The sequence below is a fragment of the Shewanella sp. 2_MG-2023 genome (assembly GCF_030548905.1).
Lineage (GTDB): Bacteria > Pseudomonadota > Gammaproteobacteria > Enterobacterales > Shewanellaceae > Shewanella > Shewanella electrodiphila.
In genome coordinates, this window is sequence record NZ_JAUOSO010000018.1 from 12,279 (window position 1) to 35,534 (window position 23,256).

Sequence of the window (23,256 nt, forward strand, 5' to 3'; positions counted from 1 at the left end):
ACAGATTGAGCCAAAATGGAATTATCACATTTTTAACAAAGATTTGATGATTTGAAGGTATTCAGCCACCCCCATTTCGGTTACTATTCGCGCCAACTAACCACTACCCAAATTGACTAGAGTGATACAGGCCTAATGAACGATTCCAGCTTCATTGAAAAACGCAGATTTATCATAAGATTAGGCAAAGCCCTGCATAAATTTGGTACCCCTGCATATCGACTCGAATCTCATTTACAAACCGTGTCTTCTACACTGGGAATTGAGGGATACTTTCTAATTTCCCCGACTTCGATGACCTTTGTATTGCAACATGACACCGAGCAAGAATATAACCATGTTGCGCGAGTAAAACCTGGCGATTTAGATTTAGGCTCATTGGCTCGTACCTTTGATTTGGTGGAAGAGCTCAGCACGGGTCAACGCACACTATCTGAAGCATTAGACCGATTAGAAGAAATAGCTAACAAACCTAATCCTTATGGGCACGGCTTAACCTTGATGTCATTTGGCATTAGTGCGGGTGCTTTTGCCATGCTGATGGATACCAGCTGGAATGACGTATTTTGGTCAGGCATGCTCGGATTACTTGTTTACGGTTTGGTTTTTTGGGCTGAAAGATCTAAGCGTGTTGCAGAAATGCTCGAACCGTTAGCCGCGGTTGTTTGTGCAATTTTAACCTGCGGCATTGCTGCTGTGATTGACCCCAGCATCAATATTCCGGTGGTGATTTTATCTGGCATCATTATTTTTGTGCCCGGTTTAGCGTTAACACTCGGTCTTGCTGAGCTTGCTGCTCGCGATTTAATATCAGGAACCGCGCGCATCATGGATGCGATAATGCTGTTATTTAAACTGTATTTTGGCGCCGTGCTTGGGATGACACTGGGTAAAGTAATGTTCGGCGAATCGGTATATATTGAACCAGACGCCTTGCCTCGCTACGCCTCTTGGGCGGCTGTTCCGCTATTATCAATGGCATTAGTTATCATCTTTAAAGCCCGCATTAAAGATTCACCATGGGGCATTTGCGCTGGTATCGTGGCTTATTTTTCAGCCATGTTAGGTGGCCTTTATTTAGGCGAATCTATTGGTATTTTCGTCGGTGCATTGGCTGTTGGCATATACTCAAACCTTTATGCTCGTTGGATGAAAGCGCCAGTTTCTATCGCCCTGCTTCAAGGTATCGTTATCTTAGTGCCCGGAAGTAAAACCTATATAGGCTTAAATACGATGATTTCGGGTGAAACCATGCTGGATCAAGCGCATATTGGCACCCAAATCTTCTTAATTTTCATGTCCTTGATCGCAGGGTTGATTTTTGCCAACGTTATCGTGCCACCGAGAAGAAGCTTGTAACTTAACGGTTAGCGCTTGATCATTAAGGGAGCATTTAGCTCCCTTTTTTTTGTTTAAGCAAAATAGTCATCTCTCGTTTCCGCTAAAAATAACGCCCTTCACTAATACTATTTGTTGTACCCAACGGTTACACCCACCCTAAATAATTAGTAAAAATCATTTATTTTCAGCAATTTAAATAAAATCGTTTCTTTGTTTATCAATCTATATTACCTTGTGCGCCGCTAGGAAAGCATGTGGCCCGACTATGACGTTAGGCTGCATTTAGGTTTATGGATGAATAACCTTTTTTTGACTTCACCATTGCCTATCTTGCTTGAATTACCTAGCGACAATAAATCAAATAAAGGAATGATTGATGAAAAACGTTACAGCTTTAGCACTTTTAACTAGTTTATTCGCATTACCTGCTATGGCAGCTCAAGATGCACCATTTCAACATGAAGCGGGTCTTAAATACTCTGCTAATTCTGAAGAATTCGGCGACGGAGCATGGAATGTTAACTACCGTTATTACACCGCTCCTGTTTCTCAAGATGAAAGTCCATATGCGCTAAATGGCTTCTTAGCCCAAACAACAAACATTGGTGCTGACTACTCAATGTTTGATGCTGCTGATTTTGATAGCATTGGTATTGATGGTACTTATGTATTTGATAATAAATGGTTCGTTGGCGGCGCATATCAGAAACTTGATTTTGACGTTGTCGATTTCAGTGTATACAAAGTTGATGTAGGTTATTACTTCAATGACAGCTCAAAAGTTGCAGTTTTCTACACTGACGGTAGTGATAATATAGAATCATCTTTTGGTGCAGAAATCCGTAGTTTCCTTGCGCTTGAAAGCACTTCAGGTGTCGATTTAGGCGCTATGTGGCTCCATACTGATGATAATGACACTTTCGACTTAAATGCTGATTGGTATGTTACTAAAGCATGGTCTGTTGGTGCTGGTTATTCAGATGACGGTTCAGATAATAACTTTGCACTAAAAACAGCTTACTGGTTACGTATGTCAGATTCTTTCTCTGCAACGTTTGAACTATCAAAAGTACTTGATTCTGATGCTGATGGTTTCGGCGCTGGTATCGGTATTGTAGGTCGTTTCTAAACATTAATTGCAATCTTAACAATGGATGATGCTCATCGTCCATGGTGACCCCTTCTAAAAGGAGCCCTGATGAGGCTCCTTTTTTACGTTTACAATACGGATGATAAAGTTCATCGCTGCGCAGCTTTAATCAAAAAGCGCTAGGGCCAGCTGACCTTTGCAGGTTGAGCTTTGCTGGTTATTTTTTGTTCGAAACAAAACAAGTTAAGCGCGTTGAGTGTATTTCTGCCTAACAATCTAAACACTCTTTGTTCGCAAGAATTAACTCAACCAAGCATAATCCGTTTATAGCCGCCCCTTCAGGCAGCGTTTGTTGCTCATTTTATTACCTTATAGGCTTTTTCTGTAGCATGACTACACCACACAGCTTTAGCCAGTCTAAGTGAACAACAGCTCGCAGCAAAAACAATCTTGAAGGATCTACAACCCGTAATTATTATTGTAAAAAATCAGCGAAACTTTGAATACCCGCCATACTTGTTAAAGGTAAATAATTTCAAGGTTCAAGATTAAACCTCTATTTACTCAATAGCTTAATTAGCATCACCTTTAATAATAATTGGGTAGGTATTAATAATAAAAACAAAACAAATAGCGATAAATTTATCTCAATGCGCACTGAGACTTATCGTTGTCAGCATACTCCTTCTGCCCATTCATACGGCAAATGCTAACCAGCAGCCAAAAGCAGAAAAAGCGGTAGCTGAAAAAAACCAACAAGCCCCTATGACAGTCGATAACATTGTCGTGGTCAGTAATGCTATTTTCGATGAAACCGATCCCGATGCTTTTTTTATCCATCACTGGGCTAATTGGCTACACATTAATACCACTGAACCCACTATCTTAGACAAACTCACTTTTGAAGAAGGTGATGTTGTCAGCGAGAAAACCTTTGCAGAATCCCAACGCCTATTACGCGCTGAACCATATTTACGTGACGCCAAAATATATACTTCGAAAAAAGCCCCTGATGCCGATACCCACGAACAAACTGTGGTTGTCGAAACCTGGGATAACTGGTCTTTACTCCCCACTTTTAGCTTAAGCTCTAGCGGCGGTGAAACTAAATATTCAGTAGGGATAAAAGAAGATAACCTCATGGGACTGGGGATTAAAACGCGCCTAAAATATCAATCAAATGCTGATAGAACCGGTTATAAATTTGGTGTTAGCGCGCCCCTTAAAGTCATTAAACACGCCACTGTTTCAGCCAATATTTATGATAATAGTGACGGTCAAGCAGTACATCTTTATTTTAATAAGCCATTTTATTCGCTAGATAGTCAAAATCAGTATTTTGCTGAGTATTTAACAGACCAAAGACTCGATACCCTAAGGCAAAATGGCGAAGACATTAATGAATTTGAACATAATGTTGATTATGCCGCTCTATCTTATGGTTGGCTGTTAAATAAAACTGAAGCAGACTTATCAAGGATCACCCTAGGTATCACCCAAGACAAGCATCAATTTGCCCCCAGTAACACTTTTCCAAATGGCGCTTTACCTCAAGACCGCGACTTTATGTATCCTTGGCTTGGGTTTGAATACCTACAAGATGATTATCATGTATTTACTAATATCCATCTTATTAATAACAACGAAGACTTTAACCTAGGCTGGCGCCATTATGCACGGCTTGGGATTGAGACTAACGATGTCGATGAAAACTCCTCTGTAGGCTACCATCTGAATATGAGTTCTAGCAGGGGGTATCAACAAGATAAAAACCTGCTACTCCTAAACTTTAGTGGCCAAGCCAGCTTTAACACCAGCCAAAAAGACTTTTATAACATCAGTGCACAAGCTGAATACTTTTATAAAATTCACCCCAAGTGGACAGCCTATGCCAAAACCCGTATTGCGACCTCACAAAATAACTATCTCGATAAGCCATTTGCTTTAGGTGATGACACCGGCGTACGTGGCTACCCCAATAATTATCAATACGGTGATAATCAATGGCTGGTCACTGGCGAAGTCAGATATTACCCAAACATTAATTTGTATCAGCTAGCCGAATTAGGCTGGGCAACTTTCGTGGACATGGGGCATGCCTTTGGCGGAACAGATGCAAACAATGAAGTCACGACTCCCATTGGCAGTGTTGGGATTGGTGCTCGGATATATTCTTCTAAATCGAGTTACGGCAGTGTTGGCCATATTGATTTAGCGGTGCCTTTTACCAACGGCGAAAATGTCGATGATTGGGAATGGCGATTTCAGGTTAGAAACCGCTTCTAGGTAAACCTTTAATGCTAAATATTAAATGATAAGCGCATGCCTACTCTACACAAGTCAGCACTATAGAATGACACGAGCATGACATGTAAAACACAAAGCAGTATTTTAAAAAGAATTGCTTTCAGCTTCTAAAATAATATTGTTCATCTCACCTGATGCCATAAGCTTGTTGATTGTATTATCAATAATTGGCGCTAATTCAGCATGGTTAGGGTGAATATAAATATACACAGGATGAGTATCTGTTACCGCTGACAACTCAACGGTCTTATCAGCATTCATTGCTGCAATGGTGGCTTTTCCATCAACATAACTGCTCACTATGGCATCAACACGCTTTCTGGTAAGCAAGTTCACCAACTGCTCTGGCGTTGAAGCCTTAATCACACTTTTTGCCTCAATAGCTAAGTTTTGGCTATGCTTAACGCCTTCTAACACTCCTATAGTCAGCCCCTTTAAATCTGCGGAGGTTTGAACGTTAATGTTACTTCCAGTTCGAACATACACTGCCGTTTTAACACTGTAATAAGATGTAGGTACTCTAATAAAGGTGGGATGTTCTTCACCGTAACTCCACACTCGCATCACTTCACCTACAGCCTGTGAAGCAACCATACTGCGCTCAGCACGAGGTGCAGGTAGCATTTCAACATCGCAATTTAATTGTTGTTCAATGCACAACTGTTGAAAAACTAACTTACCGATATTTTGAATAGAAGAGCCTTCAACTCCCACAAAATGATAGCCCTCAGCCACAGTTTGTTGGCTCAAGATTATCATTGGCAACGCTAGTATGATTTTACTCACTATAGATTTAGTAGTTTGAGCAAGATTCAATATTGAACTCAGAATGGCAAATGTGAATTTTAAGACCTTATAAGTAAATGATGTTTTAGCTAACAATGTGAACTCCAATTCCATTCTTATTAGTATAATTTTATATCGAACTGAATAAATAGTAGATACGCATCTATATAGCGTAGTTTATGGAAATTAAATTGCAGCAACTTCCACTAATTAAGTCTAACCATAGATTATGGCTGATAATAACAAAAAAGCCACATATGCAATGTGGCTTCTTCTGATATCCCACACAGACAGGGTGAGTGAAATATCTTAATCAATTAGTCTTTTTCAGAAAACGATTCAATTTTCGCTCTAACCTGTTGCTCTTGTTCTTTACTTTCGATGCGATAAATTTTCTTAATCTGGGTTCTAGATCTTGGCTCTGATCCTGTCATAACGCTATCAAAGCCGACAGTCACTTTACCCATTCTGGACGAGACTACTAAAGCTTGAGCAAACTTCAAATTACTATCAACACCATTTAATACCAACAAATATGTTTCCCGAGGACGACTATCAACAAACACGGTTCGGTTATCCATAGTGCGCCAGCCATCCATACGAAAATTATCGATTGAATTGACTTCAACCAGCTCATCAAATTGATAAAGCGCAGCTTTCTTTTGTGCTGACTCAGATGCTGTACAGGCTGTCAGTAGCAGCATTGAGCAGATAAGTATTAATCTTTTAATCATAAACATCCCCTTTCACCTTAATCGACTTAATCGACTTAATCGACTTAATCGACTTAATCGACTTAATCGACTTAATCGACTTAATCGACTTAATTAGCCATCACCATGCTCTAACGTTATGACATTTATATGAAAATAAACAATAGCACCTTTAATATATATTTGAGTATAGTGAAAAAAGATCACTCAATGCACTTTTAAGAAGTTAATGCGATTACATCATTCCATAGCTAGATTTTAAATGATGTATTGAGTTGAATTCCTGTTTCCGACTAAGTGCCAAGTCAATGATATAAAATCTTTGATATCAAGTCGCTGACATAAAAACAGCCAAGCTTTTTCAAGTAAGTATTCAAACCCTTAAAAATAAAAAAACCGCATCAAAAGATGCGGTTTGGTAACAAGTTTATGCCTCTTAGATTCGGTTTATTTTGACGCTTTTTTACGTCTAAAGCCTAATAAACCTGCTAATAGGATAAATCCTCCCATTGCACCACCACTTGAATCTGAACCTGATTCAGGCTCTGGTGTCGGTGCAATCACCTCAGCCGTGATGGCAATATTAGCCACTGCCGCTACTGCGGTTTTATTACCGTTACTCACCACTAGCTCAATTACTGCCGTACCGTCAGCATCAACGGCAGGTAGCGTTAGCTCAGTTTCCATCGCTGTTGCATCAGCAAAGGTTACCACAGGGCCAGAAACTTGAGTCCAAGTGTAAGTCAGCTCGTCGTCAGTATTTGGTGCTGTACTACCAGCAGCAGTTAATGTCACGCTAGTAGACTCATCAGCGGTTAATGACACCGAAGTGGCACCATTAATCATGGCAACAGGGATCCCTTCAAGCATCACTGGAGCAAGTTCATCAGATAAGCTTAGCTCTCCTACCTGATGAGACACGTTAAACGTTAATGCTTGCGACATCACAATGGCTTGAGTATCAAAAGCTACAACAATCGTTTGCCCAGCTTCATTCGCTGCTTGAACCATTTCCCAGCTGATCATATCACCTTCAAGTGTTCCTTCATGGCTATCACTATCAATACTTAACCCTTGTGGAATGGTTGCTGACACAGTAATGGTACGCTCTTCATCAGTGATATTATCTGTTAAGGCAATAGATAAAGTGACGATATCACCTGTATCGGCAGCATCAACATCAATACTACTAAAAGCAAAACTTGGAGTGCGATAAAGCTCAATAGGCATTAAACCGATATTGTCTTTCACATCTACACCAGTACCTAACTCCAATACCGTAGTATATAAGGTGTCTGACTTTAACGGCTTATTCCAATTTAGCACCAGTTCAATATCTTCATTACTACCGACTTCCGACTTATAATCTACTGTCAACGCGCCATCATCTTTACCAATGATTGCAAGCTCTAAAATCATTTCATCTTCAACATCTGAAGGTGCTGAAAAGTCACCGAAGTTATGCACTGTTACGTAATATGAACCTGGCTCTGGATCATTAATCTCACACACTTCATAAGCAGTTTCTGTTGCACTCATACATATCAGAGGGTCCATCTCTAATGCATTATCAGGACGGCCGTTATAGTTACTATCTCGACCAATATACATATCTAAATCTGGTGAACTAGTATGCTTTACTCTTGCCACAATACGTTTAGTATTTGGGGTCACATTAATTAACTGAGAATAATATTTACTAGGGTCATTATAGACATTAGTTGGCCAGTATGAGTTATCACTGTCATCACGCGGAATGGTCGTTTCAATCACTTCCACTTCAGCTAATTCAAATACACCTACCTGTAAATCACTTGATCCAACGGTAGTAATTCCTGAGATTTCTGCACTGCCATTATCTTTTGCTGTTGATAATTGCACATCGCTTGGGAAACTCCCTGCAACAAAGCTACCAATAATCGGCATTTTTGAGGGTGTTAAACCATTATCGCTTGGGGTTAATACTAAATGCCCCATGCCATATTCTGATGCGTAGCCATTACCAATAGATGCTGTCACATCGAGAGTAATACTTTCACCCGCTGCTAATGTAAAGCTACTTGGTGTAGCACTTACCGACATACCCGTTGTATCAGAAGAACCAGTCACAGCCCAAGTTGAGTCTGCAGTTGCTGTAAAGGTACGAGTCCAATTACATTCCATCATGCATTCATTTTGTAATGCAGATGCTATGTTCATGTCTTCAGGGACACCGTCTAAGCCAGGGTTTGCATTAAGGTAATCATCATGAGACATGTCCATTAATAAACCGGCATTTAGCGCAGCATTAATACGTGCACTACCTGCTCCAGCAACGAAGAAGTCAGAAGGGGTCACGCCATCTTCTAGTAAAGTGTCGGTTTCAGCACTGAGCATTAGCGCTGACTGAGCCTGCGCAGGTGTCCATTCAGGTCGCAATGCGGCAATCAAGGCATAAGCACCAGTAATATGTGGTGTCGCCATTGATGTACCATCCATGAAGGTGAATGGTGATTCGTTTTTATTAGCGTCGTCATGCCAAGGTTGGTACTCGGTATTAGCCGCATAAATTGCCACACCAGGCGCTGCAATATGTGGCGTTAACCAACGATTCATAATTGATTCTGGACCGCGAGATGTAAACGAAGCGGCAATATCGGCTTTAGAAGGATCTTTTTCCATCACTGATGCACCAATGGTGGCGGTGTGGTCACTGCCTAGTGCTAACCAATCCATGAGCGACTGACCTTGGTCAATATCCAGATGAATCGCGGGTAATACATGTAAATCTGCATCAACGGTTTCATCAACACTGGTGACATTAACAAGCACTAAACCACTTGCACCACCAGCAAGCACATTTGTTCCCTTACTCACTCGAGCAATTTCACCACGTTCACATACAACAATTTGATCTGAGAATGTGCCTGCATCAAATGGCTCAAGACAACCCGCATCCCCAAAGTCACCAGCAAACACAATATCCCCTGATATTCCGCTAGTCGCTCCTTTACCTGATAGTGCTTCTAAGTCGTAATCTCCTCCTGTTAGGGTGACGTCCTTGTCTGTGAAGTTACGATCATGGGTATAAGCCGCTACGGTGGTTAACCACGGAGCATTACCCGGAGAGCCAACAGTTTCAGCGCCAGGGCCGTCATTGCCCGCTGCCACAGCAACATGAATGCCCGCTTCACGTGCTGCTAGAAATGCCATTGCATCGCTATCATTCCATGGATCGCTTGCGCCGCCACCGATTGAATAGTTAATGGCTTTTACACCATGCTCAATTGCATGCTCTACGGCATCAGCAGTGATATCAGTCCAACAACTACCATCAGCCACACACACCTGATATGAAATAATATTTGCATGAGGAGCAACACCACTGATTTCGCCTAGGCTAAATTCTGCTTCCTCGCCGACAGCATTAAACACTGGGACATTTTTAACCACATTACCAGCTGTGGTTGATGCTACATGAGAGCCATGGCCGTTATGATCTATGGCAATTAAATCATCACCTTCAGGGGTATAATCAGCAAGAAGTTCAGGATGCCCCCAAATGCCGATGAGCTTGTCATTACAATAATGTGCTAACTCTGACTTGGCACAATCACCGGTGTAAACTCCTTCGCCTAATGGATTAGTGTGGTCATAACCATCTGCACCAACGTCAGCAAATGAAGGATGCATTGCATTAATACCGGTATCAAAAATTGCTACTGTGATACCTTCACCCATGCTGCTAACACCAGTTGCAGTGCCATCCCATGCACTTGGTGCTTCAATATGTGACGGGCCGCTATCTGTATTGATGTGACGTAATTCGACTTTTTTAACGCTTTTAATCCCAGCAACTGAAGCAAGCGTTTGTGCTTCTTTATCTGATAGTTCAGTACTAAACCCATTTAAGGCAATTTGGTATTCACTTTTAATTTCGATTTGACGATTGAGTCGTGACTTGGCTTGAGCAAGCGTTTGTTGTCTTTGGCTTTTCAAATACTGAATATAGTTCTGGCTGGCGGCACTGTTAATATTTAATACGCCATTACCTTTACGGCTATTAGTTGGATTACTTAGCAAGCTCGTCGCCGCTAAATTATCAACATCACCACGGTATGTTGCCAATGGCTGATCATCTAAAAGCACAATATAAAGATTTTCAATATTACGCTTACTTGTTGTAGCTAAGCGCAGATTAGGTACATTTCCATCCGTATCCAACCCTCGAGTATCAATAACATTGGCATTGATGCTAGGGGCGAAAGCTAAAGATAATGCAGCGGCTATTAAGCTCTTTTTATAAATCGACGTCACAATGTCTTCCTCGTTATCATTATTATTTATCTCACAAACCGACCGCGGATAATCTTGAGTGTTAGCCTGCAAATTGGAATGTTGTTGTTTGCTATAACCTTGATACTCGATTGATTTATTGCGAGGCAAATATACGGCGACTATTCGATTTCATTTAAGCTTCAATTTTCTTTCAATTCCTTTTTTTTCATGCAGTTACAAACCACACTTGTATCCATATGTATCAAACTATCACTAAAAAAAGTCATTATGGCTCCTAACACAAAAATATGACAATTATCTGGTAACTCATCAAAGAAACCTCAAAAAATGCAATCTGTATCTTATTGTTTTAAAAGCAATTGAAAGTTTTATGAAACATAAAAGAAACAAAATCAACAGCGTTTAACTTGTGGTTTAGCTGCAATTGAATGAAAACCTTATGTACGAGTGTTGAGCAGGACTGTTCTGACTTAACTCGCCGAGGAAGCAAGAGGCTACTCAAGCAAAAAAATAATAAAACGATTAAACGTTAACTTTGAAGGGAAACCCTATGTCATTTAAGAAGTCAAAACTCGCAAGCTGTATCGCGCTAGCAGCATTAGCACCTACTGCAGTCTATGCCGCCACACAAACAGATACCTTATCTGCATTCTCAAGTTCAGTAGCGCAAACACAAAATGCCACTCTATTTGTTTATCTGTCAGAACAGGGTTCATTGACTAAGGCAACTATTAACAACAAGCAAAAATTTGCTGCATCTTTACAGCAAATCGAAACCAATCAACAAGCAATCATTAACGACATAAAAGCCCTTGATGGCAACATTAAAACCCTACCAGGCTCAAAGCTTGTCAGTAACTTTATTCGAGTTCAGGCAGACACCAGCTACATCGAAACAATCAAAAAAATGCCAGGTGTTCAATCGGTTGTCGTCGCAGCTGCTCCTATTCAAGTTCCTCGCAATGCCCTTAAAACAGCCAATACTGCAATACCAGCAACTGATTCAATTAAAGCACCTGCATTATCAGATGATTTAACCGCTGGCGAAGGCGTTAAAGTCGCCATTATTGGTAGTGGTGTGGATTATACTCACACGTCATTAGGCGGCGATGGCACGGTGGAAACTTATGCCACAGCGATGGAGAACTCAGTCAATGCGTTTGATGGTTTCCCGACTGAAGTCGTGGTTGAAGGTATGGATTTAGCCAGTGATGCAGGTTGGGGATTTGATCCTAACCCAATAGATCAAAACGTGTACTTTACTCGTGATTATGATGGTGCAACTCACAATACAGGACACGGTACTCGCTTAGCCAGTGTAGTACATGCCTTAGCGCCTAGTGCTAAAATTGCAGCCTACAAAACCTCAAACGTTTCTGACCCATGGGGTAATGGATATAGCTTAACTGCAGAAACTTCAAGTAGCTTCATAATGGCACTTGAGTACGCACTGGATCCAAATCAAGATGGTAGTTTTGATGACAGAGCCGACATCATTGTCGTTGACGCCCTCGGCGGTAATGCATTCTATGCCGAGCATGATGATGGCGTTTCTAGCGCTGTGATTGAAGCATATGCTATTCAAATGGCCTCAGCATTAGGCAGTTTAGTCGTGGTTAATGCAGGTAACGGCGGAGAGTGGTACGACAATAACTTCAATATGACATGGCGTGGCGCGGCACCTAGTGCCCTAAGTGTTGGCGGTATCACAGCTGACGCTGAAGACAATATGATGGTGACTGAGAAAACACCTTATGGTCCTGTGCGTGGAGCAACCAATTACACTAAACCTGATATGGTCAGTTATGCTGAAAACATCGACGTGGCTGTTGTCGGTGGCGGTGATGAGATGGACACCGAGTCTGATACCGTCATGGCTGCTGCACGAGTGGCTGCTGCCGCTGCGATACTAAAATCTAAACGCCCTGAATTATCAATGATCGAAATCAAAGCTTTATTGATGAACACGGCCAACAACGCGATTATGGATCGTAATGACAAGCAAGGTGAAATTACCCTCATAGGTAGCGGTGTCGAGAACATTGACGCTGCATTAATGTCAAATGCCGTAGCTTGGGAGAAAGGTAGCTATCAGCCGAATTTAAATTTTGGCTTCCACGAAGGCACTGGTACTCAGCGCTTCATGAAAGAAGTGCAACTTAAAAACTTATCAGAAGAAACAGTAACCTATGATGTTGCTTTAAATAGCATAGAGAAAAGTGGCACTCCAGCTCTAACATGGGAATACCCTTCAACCATCAGCGTACCAGCAGGTCAAACTGTTGTATTCCCAGTGACCATGGTGGTTAATTTTGACCAACTTGAAAACTGGCCAATGAAAATGGGTACAGACTTAACCATAGAAAATTGGCAGGCGATTGAACTATCGGGTCAATTACAATTAACCGCAGATGAAGTGCCAACTATTGCCATTAGCTGGTTAGCCAAGCCACGTAACAGCAGTAAAATATCCCGCAACTTTAATACCTTTGAAGAACAACATAGTACTGAACTGACGGCTAAGTTTTCCGCTGACGCTGGCGCCCATGTTCAGCAGTTTACTAATGAAAGTACTACTGACACCACCTATGCAGTATTCCCTGCCATGTATAACCGCACACAAGTTCCTGTAGGCAAAGAAAACACCCAAGGCAACATGTTAAAAACTGTGGCGGGTGGTGTTTATGATGAAGCCATGTGTTCATCAGGTAAAAAGATGGTTGTGGCTGGTCAGTTTTTTAAACCTAACGATGTTGGCATGGCAAACCACTTTGATAAAGCGGGCGTAGCCCTAGTTTATTGGAGCGCTTATCAAGAACAATTTGTTATTGATCAAGGATTAGATCAAGAAGTCACTGGCGACCCATATGCATGGGATGAAGCCACCCAAGTCGGCATGAGCGGTTTCATTGAAGTCGATGAAAATGGTCAGCCACAATCTTGGTACATTGATTTCAAAAAAGAATATGATTGGACCGACCATTATGGCCGTTACACTAAATCAAGCTTACCGACTTATGTCACTGCACATGGTAAGAATTTCGTCGCTCAATATTGTATGGATGAACTTTACCACGGCGAAAACATGGCAAGCGTTGAAGACTTTGATCAAAATCAGGGTTGGATATTTGGTACTGACCGTGATGCCGCTGCCAACTTAGGTGAGCCGATCATTCTCTTTAACCCGGTTAAATACGGCAAAACTGAAGCCTCAAGTTACTTTGATTGGATGACGGGTGAAATGAAGGAGGTGGAAACAAATTCTGGTGCACTTCCAATGATATCTCGCCTTATTGAAGAAGGTGAAACCAAGCAATACAGTCCCATGGAAACTTTAGCGCCAGGTGAAAGTGTTGAGCTAGGTGTGGCGAGCACCTGTAGCTTTACCTTCGGTTTTGGCAGCATAGGTTGTGATAACCATGGCATGCTAATGATGAGCCTTGAAGATAACTGGGCAATGGCTGTACCTTCTGGCCAAGGCTCATATGCATTTATACCGCATCCAAAAGATGGTCAAATGCATAGCATCAATGAAGACGCAGAAATGGGCAGTGTTGTTGCAACGGTTGAATTAGATGCTGAAACCTTCTTTGCCAACGGTAACTTTGAAGCAGAATGGTCTCCTTACTCTATTTCTTTGGCTAAAGCGATCCCTGGCGACCCATTCACTGTGACCAATATCGGTGAGATTGTGGTCAATAACCCTGAAGCATTAGACTATGATGCTGGCAACACTAGCTATGAGTTGGAAGTGATCGGCAAGCAAGGTCAAGTTTTCACGGCAGTATCTAAAGTGATGATTAACATCAATAATGTTAATGATATTGCTCCTGTATTAAATGAAGCTATGCCTGCGGTCACTATGGCTGACCAACAAGCTGCTGAAATTGATGCATCAATGTACTTTAGCGACGCTGAAGGTGATGCATTAACATTTAGCGCCACAGGCTTACCAGAAGGCATTAACATTGATAGCAAGACAGGTATGATAGCAGGTACCGCTGCTGCAGGTGTTTATGATGTTGTAGTAACAGCTGATGATATGGTTAATAAAACTGAAGCCAGTTTCACCATGACCATTAATGCTCCTGTAGTTGTACCAGAGCCAGAAGCGGATAATGATGATGGCGGTAGCCTAGGCTTTTTAAGCCTTAGCTTATTAGCTTTATTCGGTTTACGCCGTAGACAGAAATAATGAGTTAATCTCATCAAAGTGAATAAAAAGCGCCTCAGGGCGCTTTTTTATTCTTTAGGATACAAATTGAAACATATAATTAACATTTACTTAATAACAATTAAACCCATGTTATTAAAGGCTAAAAATAGCAATTAGTTTCATCTCCTCAAATTTAAAAACTCATTGTTTGTTTCAAAAATTAATAGATCGGTTATGTTACTCAAGGTTATTTAGTAATGCGTAAAACGCATCAATCAAATATGACGACTAAATGAAAATCAAATAAAACTTCATTTTTAGCCGCTATGACAAAATAATCCTCTGAACATAATAATAATTAGAAAATACTCAGGAGTTTATGCTGCATTCATGATTTCTCTTCCATATCAGCGATATCAAATTGGTCAATGCACTATCAACTGTTATGACATGACCATCACTTCAAATGACAATACGGTTGCGTTACCTGCAAAAGTATTCGAATTTTTGAAGTTACTGATCTTGTACCCTGAACAAACTGTCACTAAAGAACAGGCAATTGAACAGGTATGGCAAGGTAATATTGAAGTCGGAAAACGTGGCACTGGTAATGCGATTTGGCAGCTGAGGAAGTCCTTTTCAGAGCTAGGGCAACAGCCTGAACATTATTTTAAAACCGTCACTAAAGTCGGTTATCAGTTATTAATACAGCCCACTCCCATCATAAAAACGAATAGCAACGTCATTCGCGAAACCGTCGAACATAAAAAAAATGTTTTCATCGCTGTTACCGTGTTAATGCTAGCCGCAATAGGCTTATTTGCGGTGCAATCAGCTAATAAACTGACCCAATCAAATACAGTAAACACGTCTATCACGCCACAGCGCATTACCAACTTTGAAGGAGTGGAAGAGCGCGCAGCGATTTCGCCAGACGGACGTTTTATGGCATTTCAATGGCGTAAAGCCAATGCAAAGGGCCACTTGTATATTAAAGATCTTGATGATGATAAAGCGCCATTGAGGCAAATTTCGATGAGTAAAGACACTGAAGGCGTACCGACTTGGTCGCCTGATGGACACTCATTGGCATACATGCGCCATACTGCAGATAATCAGTGCTTCATACATGTACGGGATTTAATTACCAACCAAGATAAACAAATAGATTCAGGGTGTATAAGTAAAGGCTATTTACACAGCCTTGAATGGTCGCCCAACGGCCAATATTTAGCATATTCAAAAGCAAAAGAAAATCGTTCAGTCATTCATCAATACCGCTTCAGCGACAACACCGTCACGGCGCTCACCTCGCCTATTGCCGGTGAACACGATTTGATGGTGACTTGGTCAGCTGACTCAAGTCAATTAGCCATCATGCGATCACAAGAAAATATGATAGCCAAAGTCATGCTCCATACTCTTAGCACCAATACAACTGAGGTCATTGCAGATAATGAAACCTTAGTCATTGGCTTAGATTGGGATCACAACAGCAATTTATTGTATTTTACTGCATTAAGAGAAGCGGCATTTATCATCCAACGCTACGACTTTGACACACAAACATTATCAAGCTTCCACCAAGATGAAACTATCAGCAGTATCACTATCAGTGAAGCCACCAATGACTTGTATTATTCGCGACATATTTCACAGGAATTCATTACCCAGCGTTCATTGACAGATGGCAGTATCGTCAAACAACTGATTTCATCATCACGGGATTTATACGGCCAATACTTTGCCAAAACAGATGGGCTCATTTTTCTTTCTAATCGTTCAGGAGACTGGGAGTTATGGTTAAAAGAAGATAATAAAAATACCATGCTGACAGATGGAATGGGAATGGTCAGTATTCCTGCAACATCGCCCCAGAATTCAATGTATGTCGCCCCGATAAGAACCAAAGGCTTGGATTACAACGAACTGTATTTAGGCGATACCGCCAACCAAAGCTTAGTGAAAATTCCACAAGTTAAAGGTAACGTTCGTTACGCTTCTTTCTCGGTTGATGGCAGTCGCGTTTATTACTCCTCGCTGATTGATGAGCAGTGGGGGTTTTATCAATATGACTTAGCCAGTGAACAGGTAAAACTCATCCTCAATGACAACATTAAATATGCCGTTGAAGATAATAATCAAGGCATGTATTACACCTTAGACAATGTCGCAGGCATTTACTATTTAGCAGCAGGTTCAACACAGCCCATTAAGGTTAATAACACATTAAGATCCAAAGATTGGGGCAGCTTTTTCTTCCAAAATAATGCGTTGTATTATCTTGAGCGTAGCGACGAAAATGATTTAATTAAGCGCTTAACCTCCAATGGAGAAAGCGAGATAGCGTTTAAATTACCCGCAATGAGCATTCGTAATGAGCGCAGTATTGCAGCAGCAAGCGACGATACCATCATCGTGAGCATGCAAGGGATTAATGACGCTGATATTTATCGCATACCGCTGCACTGATCCACTCCCCCTAATTAAACAGATAGTTGAAACTGATAGTTTAGGCTGATAATTAAGCCTGATAATTGAGGCTGACAGTTGAGACTAATAATCGAGCCTGATAATCGAGGCTGACAGTTGAGACTAATAATCGAGACTAATAATCGAGACTAATAATCGAGACTAATAATCGAGACTAATAATCGAGCCTGATAGTTGAGACTAATAATCGAGCCTGACAGTTAATGTGTTTCTAACAGTTTCATGGCTAAGATGATTTCAATTCATTACTGACATATTCTTTTGCAATTCAATAACCTTTTCCACCTCAAACCCAGTGCATTTTCACAACAGATTTGACACACTGTGAGGTCAAATATTGGGTTTAGAACAAAATAAAAAACAAAATAAAAAATCAAGCACAGAATCAATAACAACAAGGATGCCCCATGAAAGCACTTTCTCTGGTTTGTGCCAGTATCGCTTTGGCGTTTTCAGGCTTTAGCCATAGCGCAGACATTGACAGAAATAACATTCAACAAATTGGCCCAGTCGCCACTATCACTTCACAAACCTTATCTGCTGGCAGCCATAGTGATGCGTTAAGCGCAAACCTTGCCGCAGCGCTGGCACAAGATAATGACGACATCCGCATATTTGGCCAAGACTACCCATGGCAATCAGCAACTGCGGCAGCTGACAAAGGCTGGTTAGGTTATAAAGTGCAGCTGAGTGTGGATCGCTTTACCCAAGGAACCTTAACGGTCAATGGTCTACACGCACCGAAAATTTATCTCAACGGCACTTTATTTAACGCAGCGAATGAAGCAAAACTTAAACTGCCAAGTGGCGATCATCAAGTCCTTATCCTTGCCGATGGCAACGATACTGAAACCGATTTCAGTCTAGACTGGCAAGGTGAAACCGATATTGATGCGCCAAGCTTTAGCCAAACTAAAACCCAACGGGTATCGGCTGAGCAGTTATTTGACTCTGAAGTCATTACTAGCCTTAATTTATCGCCAAACGGTAAATATTTACTGCAAACCAAAAGTCATTATCCAGCCAACAATGACAACAAACCCGTTGCAGTGACAGAGTTAATAGACACTTCAGATAAAGAAGTGATTTATCGCTGGCAAGACAGCGCACCAGCAAGTGCAGCCTGGTCAAACAACAGCAAGCAGCTAGCATATGTTGCTGATAATCAAATTCAATTGCTGACAGTTTCAGACATCAGTATTGATATCGCAGCAACTGATATGGAAAACGTCTCTAACCTGCATTGGTATGGCGACAATTTATTATTCAGCTGGCAAAAACCATTCAAAGCAGACGAAAAAGCCACTAACAAACGCTTTAAAGCATTAGAAGATAGATGGAGTTACTGGCGTAATAACAGCCAGATTTATTTATTGGACAAAGATTCAGGTTTTATCCGCCAACTGACTGATGGCGAGCTCAGTAGTAACCTAGTCGATAGCCACATCGACAACAACACCCTACTACTCACCCGTAACCCAGTGGATTATAAACAACCCGCTCACGGCCTGACTCAGCTAGTTGAGCTTAATCTTGCTGACTTAACTGAAACCCAGATTGGCGAGTACCGCACCTTTAATTCAGCCACTTATACCGATGACGGTATGTACATCATGGCAGGGCCAGACTTTATGAATGGCTTAGGCGTTCAGGACCCCAAAGTGGTGGTTAATAATTATGACGGTCAGCTTTACTGGCGTGATGCTAACGGTAAGGTCATTGCACTGAGTAAAGATTTTGACCCAGCCATTGGCGGCGCGGCAAAACTCAGTAATGATGACTTAGTATTGCGTGTTGGTGAAGGCGATCGTGGCCAGCTGTATTTGTTTGATTTAAGCAAAAAACGCTTCAGTAAAATTAGCGCTGGCATGGACATGGTTAACCGCTACAGTGTGGCAAGTGACTTATCAAAACCAGTCATTGCTTATGCTGGCACCTCTGCAACAGTGCCGCAAAAAGCCTACTTTATGAAGTCAGGTAAAAAATCGCTACTGTTTGATAGCAAAGCTGCCAGTTATGCGGATACACGCTTAGGTAAAATTGAAGATTTCGATTTCACCAACAAGCATGGACACAACATCGACGGCCGTGTGTATTTACCCGTCGATTTTGACGCCAACAAACAATACCCAGCCTTAGTGTATTACTACGGTGGCACCTCACCTGTAACCCGTAACTTCACAGGTCGCTGGCCATTTAACCTCTGGGCTGCAAAAGGTTACGTGGTATATGTACTCCAACCAAACGGCGCAACCGGTTACGGTCAAGCATTCAGTGGTCGTCATGTTAACGCCTGGGGTGATTACAGTGCTGACGATATTATCGAAGGTACGCAAGCTTTCTTGAAAGAGCACACCTTTGTTGACCCTAAACGTGTAGGTAACATGGGCGCCTCTTACGGCGGCTTTATGACCATGTATTTAGCCACTAAAACTGACATTTTTGCAGCATCTATGGCACACGCAGGGATCAGTAACTTATCGGCTTATTGGGGCCATGGTTGGTGGGGTTACGGCTACTCAGGCGTAGCTAGTAAAGGCAGCTTCCCGTGGAATAATCGCGATTTATACGTCGACCACAGCCCGTTGTATCATGCAGATAAAATCAATACACCGATGTTACTGCTTCACGGCAATGCCGATACTAACGTACCAGTAGGCGAAAGCCATTATATGTACACGGCCCTCAAAATGCTGGATAAGCCGGTTGAACTGATTGAGTTCAATGGGCAAGATCATCACATTAATGGCCGCCAAGCACGCTTTGACTGGTGGGATGCCACATTGGCATGGTTCGATTTACATCTAAAAGATGAACCACAATGGTGGAACACGCTCTACCCTGAAACAAAAGAGTAATAAGCCCTATTATTCATCATTGATAATCATCAAAATCCCTGCTCGATTAAGTGGGGATTTTTTATCTCTGCCTCTTCCTCAAACAGCCGTTTGATGCAAATAACCCACTTAACCATCTCGTTAACTCAATAACCTCCCAATCGATTACGGACTTTAATCACCATAATAATTGGTGATTACGTCTCTTTTTCACAATAGAAAAACACGGCACTATAACTTCATCAAACAGGCATTGGAGCTAGATTATGAAAGCCATCGGATACCAACAAAATTTGCCTATTACTGATGTTAACGCATTACAAGACATTGAACTGCCAACACCAGTTGTGAGTGGCCGAGATATTTTAGTTGAAGTAAAAGCCGTGTCTGTTAACCCAGCAGATTATAAAATTCGCCAAGATATGCCAGCAGAAAAAGACCAATGGAAAGTATTAGGCTGGGATGCAGCTGGTATTGTAAAAGCGGTTGGCGATGAAGTGAGTTTATTTAACGTAGGCGATAAAGTGTGGTACGCCGGCGACATCACTCGTACAGGTAGCAATGCACAATTTCAGTTAGTTGATGAACGCATTGTAGGCAAAATGCCAAATAGCCTTTCTTATGCTGAAGCTGCTGCACTTCCTCTTACGACGATTACTGCATGGGAATTACTATTTGATCGATTAGATGTTGATCGATTAGATGTTGATCGATTAGATGTTGAACGCTTACAAGGTCAGCGCCAGCAAGAAAATAGTTCAGATAGTTCTGCACAAGAGCTGCCTGCTAAAAAACGCATTCTAGTGATTGGTGCAGCTGGAGGCGTAGGCTCAGTAATGGTGCAATTAATTAAGCAGTTAACTAATCTTGAGCTCATTGCAACGGCGTCACGACCTGAAACCGTTTCATGGTTAGAAGATTTAGGCGCTGATCATATTATCAACCATCGTAATCCATTAAGTGAAGAATTTACCGTGCAATCGTTGGCTGAAGTTGACTATGTGGTGAGTTTAAATAATACCGAGCAACATTTAGTCGAAATAGAAAAAGTCATTAAACCTCAAGGCAAGTTCGCCTTAATTGATGACCCTGATACGCTCAATATCATGCCGTTTAAAATGAAGTCGGTATCTGTACATTGGGAAATGATGTTTACTCGCTCTTTATTTAAAACTGAAGATATGCAAGCGCAACATGAGTTACTTAATGCTGTTTCTACTTTGATCGATGATAGCGTCATCAAAACTACGGTTGGCAATCATTTCGGCACTATAAATGCCACAAATTTACGTCAGGCTCATCAATTACTTGAGAGCCAAAAAGCCAAAGGAAAAATCGTTTTAGAAGGCTTTTAGCTTCTCGCATAAGGCGGCGCATAAGTCTTGGGATCAGTTATCGAGCAAGTCATCGAATTTGACCATGACACAATCGCCTATTAAGTACTATTTAATCCACACCACATTGGGCTTACTCAATGCGGCATCAAGGAAATGACGATGTTAAATCAAATTGTAAAATTTACGGTAAAGGCAGAATACCAAGCAGAATTTAAAGCAGCTTTAATGACAAATAAGCAAGGCGCCGCGAATGAAGCTGGCAATGTTGAAATGAAACTGTTTGTTGATAATAGCAATCCAAATGTATTTTTTGCCTATGAACGCTGGGCAGATAAGGCAGCCCTTGAACATCACATGACACTACCGCACACAGCTGCAATGATCGCTTTATTTGAATTGGCACTAGAGCAACCTGTAGAAGTGTTTCACTTAGGCGAAACCAACCCATTGCCTATAGCAATAAAGCCTGCTGATCCTGAAGATGAAGTATTTATTATCTTTTTCATTTTCAAAATCAATCCACAAATGCGCCAGCAATTATTGGCTCAATTTGAAGAGCATATTAAACACTCTCGTACTGAACAAGGTAACTTGTTGTTTGATTTGTACACCGTCGAAGGTGACGACAGCACGTTAGCTGTGTATGAGCATTGGCGCAAGGAATCGGACGTATGGGACATTCACTTTCAGCAGCCTTATGCCAAGATCACTGGCGCCTTGATGGAGCAAGCTGTGGTAGGTGATATGCAGCAATATATGAATTTTGTCACTGAAATATAAATTTATTCAGGTTAAATGGATGAGAGCAGCTAAACTCTCATCGAATATTGGGCTGCAAAGCAGCCCAATTTGCCTCACTTATACATATTTTTATAGCCAGGCATATGATCAAGCCAAAATGGCGGAGTCCCAATATGTTCTTGCACCGCTTTGATAAATTCACTGACTAATAAGGTTTGTTTACGGTGTGGGTAAACGGCATAAATGCCAGTATCTACAGTCGATAAGCCGTGATTGGTCAATAACGGTAACAACTGAGATTGGGTGATTGGCTCATCCAAATTAAACAAATCAATTAAGCTATAACCTAAACCTGATTTCACTGCTTCAATCAATGTGCGCACATCGCTGACTTTGTAATTGCCACGCATTTTATACATCTTGTATTGCTCGCCATGAGGCGCTTCCGTCAGGCACATCTGATCTAAACTGACATTACCATTGCTGTAAATGACAGCTGGTAACTGAATTAACTCCTCAGGAGTTTGCGGTATTCCATGTTGCTCGATAAATGATTCTGATGCCACTATCGCAAAATGGGTTTTAGCAATTTTTTTGGCGATTAAATTTGATTCAGCCAACTTGCCCACTCTAAATGCCACATCAAAGTGATCAGAAATAATATCGGTCCGCTTATCATCAAGTGACAGCGTGACTTTGACATTGGGATACAAGGTCATGAACTTGGCAATCACAGGTTGTAAGTACTGCTGGCCGAAATAAATGGCTGATGAAATACGAATGATGCCTTTGGGTTCTGACTGATAGGAGTCAGCAATATTTTGAATTTGGGTTAAGGTTTCCATCAAATTTTGAGTTTGTTCTAAAATCTCTTCCCCTGCAGAAGTCAGCGAAAAAGAACGTGTAGAACGGTTGAGCAGTTGCACCCCAAGCTCAGTTTCAAGCTTTTTAATCTGCTTCGACAGTAGCGAATTATCCATATCATGCAAGGTGGCAGCTTTTGTAAAAGAACCTTGCTGAACCACATCAAGAAAAAGGGCTAATTGCTTGGTGGTGGATGACATAAGTTAATTCCTATACTGATAAGTGTAGATAAAACAAAGCGTATTAAGCATCGTATTTTATCCATCTTAGCAGCTAAGTCACGATTGTTGCTGCTCTCAGCCACAACAAACTT

The 23,256-nt window shown here is 41.4% G+C and carries 12 protein-coding genes; 8 read left to right on the forward strand and 4 right to left on the reverse strand.

Annotated features, from left to right (window positions below):
* Positions 1-135: 135 nt before the first annotated feature.
* From Q4600_RS16840 to Q4600_RS16850, 3 genes are all read left to right on the forward strand, one after another.
* Positions 136-1,359, forward strand: coding sequence for a threonine/serine exporter ThrE family protein (locus Q4600_RS16840; protein WP_303517251.1), 1,224 nt, complete (start codon positions 136-138; stop codon positions 1,357-1,359).
* Between the two features lie 358 nt (positions 1,360-1,717).
* Positions 1,718-2,470: a putative porin gene (locus tag Q4600_RS16845; protein ID WP_303517252.1), complete on the forward strand. Its 753-nt coding sequence runs from the start codon at positions 1,718-1,720 to the stop codon at positions 2,468-2,470.
* 726 nt (positions 2,471-3,196) lie between these two features.
* A complete protein-coding gene (locus Q4600_RS16850; protein WP_303517253.1) occupies positions 3,197-4,717 on the forward strand; it encodes a ShlB/FhaC/HecB family hemolysin secretion/activation protein in 1,521 nt (506 codons plus the stop codon).
* Positions 4,718-4,822: 105 nt separating this feature from the next.
* Here Q4600_RS16850 and Q4600_RS16855 read toward each other — a convergent pair whose 3' ends face one another.
* The 3 genes from Q4600_RS16855 to Q4600_RS16865 form a co-directional block, all read right to left on the reverse strand.
* Entirely contained in the window at positions 4,823-5,488 is a 666-nt protein-coding gene (locus Q4600_RS16855; RefSeq protein WP_303517254.1) for an ABC transporter substrate-binding protein, read from the reverse strand.
* 353 nt (positions 5,489-5,841) lie between these two features.
* Positions 5,842-6,258, reverse strand: coding sequence for a DUF6491 family protein (locus tag Q4600_RS16860; RefSeq protein ID WP_303517255.1), 417 nt, complete (start codon positions 6,256-6,258; stop codon positions 5,842-5,844).
* Between the two features lie 426 nt (positions 6,259-6,684).
* Positions 6,685-10,533: a S8 family serine peptidase gene (locus tag Q4600_RS16865; RefSeq protein ID WP_303517256.1), complete on the reverse strand. Its 3,849-nt coding sequence runs from the start codon at positions 10,531-10,533 to the stop codon at positions 6,685-6,687.
* A 532-nt stretch (positions 10,534-11,065) separates the two neighbouring features.
* On the opposite strand from Q4600_RS16865, the gene Q4600_RS16870 reads away from it, so the two are divergent.
* The 5 genes from Q4600_RS16870 (at position 11,066) to Q4600_RS16890 (ending at position 22,118) form a co-directional block, all read left to right on the forward strand.
* Positions 11,066-14,710: a S8 family serine peptidase gene (locus Q4600_RS16870; RefSeq protein ID WP_303517257.1), complete on the forward strand. Its 3,645-nt coding sequence runs from the start codon at positions 11,066-11,068 to the stop codon at positions 14,708-14,710.
* Between the two features lie 351 nt (positions 14,711-15,061).
* Positions 15,062-17,143 carry a winged helix-turn-helix domain-containing protein gene (locus Q4600_RS16875; protein WP_303517258.1) on the forward strand — a complete coding sequence of 694 codons (2,082 nt, stop codon included), beginning with the start codon at positions 15,062-15,064 and terminating at the stop codon, positions 17,141-17,143.
* A 428-nt stretch (positions 17,144-17,571) separates the two neighbouring features.
* Positions 17,572-20,022, forward strand: a complete 2,451-nt coding sequence (locus Q4600_RS16880) for a S9 family peptidase (RefSeq protein ID WP_303517259.1) — start codon at positions 17,572-17,574, stop codon at positions 20,020-20,022.
* Between the two features lie 245 nt (positions 20,023-20,267).
* Positions 20,268-21,356, forward strand: coding sequence for a zinc-binding alcohol dehydrogenase family protein (locus tag Q4600_RS16885; protein ID WP_303517260.1), 1,089 nt, complete (start codon positions 20,268-20,270; stop codon positions 21,354-21,356).
* Positions 21,357-21,497: 141 nt separating this feature from the next.
* On the forward strand, positions 21,498-22,118 hold the full coding sequence (locus Q4600_RS16890) for a putative quinol monooxygenase (protein WP_303517261.1): 621 nt from the start codon (positions 21,498-21,500) through the stop codon (positions 22,116-22,118).
* Between the two features lie 74 nt (positions 22,119-22,192).
* Here Q4600_RS16890 and Q4600_RS16895 read toward each other — a convergent pair whose 3' ends face one another.
* Positions 22,193-23,143 (reverse strand): LysR family transcriptional regulator, encoded by a 951-nt coding sequence (locus Q4600_RS16895; RefSeq protein WP_102527659.1) that lies wholly within the window; start codon positions 23,141-23,143, stop codon positions 22,193-22,195.
* Positions 23,144-23,256: the final 113 nt, after the last annotated feature.

Bases quoted from the DNA above. Each gene is read 5' to 3' on its own strand.
- Q4600_RS16840 (WP_303517251.1), top strand. From the start codon at position 136: ATGAACGATTCCAGCTTCATTGAAAAACGCAGATTTATCATAAGATTA.
- Q4600_RS16845 (WP_303517252.1), top strand. From the start codon at position 1,718: ATGAAAAACGTTACAGCTTTAGCACTTTTAACTAGTTTATTCGCATTA.
- Q4600_RS16850 (WP_303517253.1), top strand. From the start codon at position 3,197: ATGACAGTCGATAACATTGTCGTGGTCAGTAATGCTATTTTCGATGAA.
- Q4600_RS16860 (WP_303517255.1), bottom strand. From the start codon at position 6,258: ATGATTAAAAGATTAATACTTATCTGCTCAATGCTGCTACTGACAGCC.
- Q4600_RS16870 (WP_303517257.1), top strand. From the start codon at position 11,066: ATGTCATTTAAGAAGTCAAAACTCGCAAGCTGTATCGCGCTAGCAGCA.
- Q4600_RS16875 (WP_303517258.1), top strand. From the start codon at position 15,062: ATGATTTCTCTTCCATATCAGCGATATCAAATTGGTCAATGCACTATC.
- Q4600_RS16880 (WP_303517259.1), top strand. From the start codon at position 17,572: ATGAAAGCACTTTCTCTGGTTTGTGCCAGTATCGCTTTGGCGTTTTCA.
- Q4600_RS16885 (WP_303517260.1), top strand. From the start codon at position 20,268: ATGAAAGCCATCGGATACCAACAAAATTTGCCTATTACTGATGTTAAC.
- Q4600_RS16890 (WP_303517261.1), top strand. From the start codon at position 21,498: ATGTTAAATCAAATTGTAAAATTTACGGTAAAGGCAGAATACCAAGCA.
- Q4600_RS16895 (WP_102527659.1), bottom strand. From the start codon at position 23,143: ATGTCATCCACCACCAAGCAATTAGCCCTTTTTCTTGATGTGGTTCAG.